Below are 524 nucleotides of genomic sequence, written 5' to 3' on the forward strand. Positions count from 1 at the left end.
TTTATTATTGGTGCAGGAAGTTTGAAGGGCAACAGGATAACTCTCCTTTTGATTCAGGTTTTTCTTTGGTCAACCCTGAGATGGTTTTTCAGAAAGAACCTATTCTCAAAATCAATTACCCTTCGGGGGTCAGCATTGAGTTCTTCGGAAAGGTTGATGTCGAATCGATCAAAAAGCTTGTTTAATGCTTGCCCTGTCGAATTCAATCAGGTATTTTATGTATAAAGAGCCGGCTGATATGCGCTTCGGTATCAATTCACTTGCTGGCTTGGTTCGCAACAAACTTGGCTTTGACCCGATGAATGGGGATGTTTTTGTTTTTATTGGCAAACGATCAAACCAGATCCGAATCCTTCAGTGGGATAGGGACGGTTTTGCCATGTACATCAAAAAGCTAGAGAAGGGGACTTTTGAGCGCCCAATACTCTCTGGAAACTCAATTACGAGCAATCAATTGAGTCTTCTCTTACAGGGGGTAAGGCTTGAATCGGTGAGCTACAGAAAGCGCTATGATGCGTTAAAAA

At 42.2% G+C, this 524-nt stretch carries 2 protein-coding genes; both read left to right on the plus strand.

Annotated features, from left to right (window positions below; genetic code table 11):
- Nucleotides 1-185: hypothetical protein (locus MM239_RS20905; protein WP_241350263.1), on the plus strand; the 185-nt coding region annotated here is incomplete at its 5' end.
- Between the two features lie 32 nt (nt 186-217).
- Nucleotides 218-524, plus strand: a 307-nt coding sequence (gene tnpB, locus MM239_RS20910) for an IS66 family insertion sequence element accessory protein TnpB (protein ID WP_241350264.1), incomplete at its 3' end; no start/stop codon positions are given.

Source organism: Belliella filtrata (genome assembly GCF_022549775.1).
GTDB classification, from domain to species: domain Bacteria; phylum Bacteroidota; class Bacteroidia; order Cytophagales; family Cyclobacteriaceae; genus Belliella; species Belliella filtrata.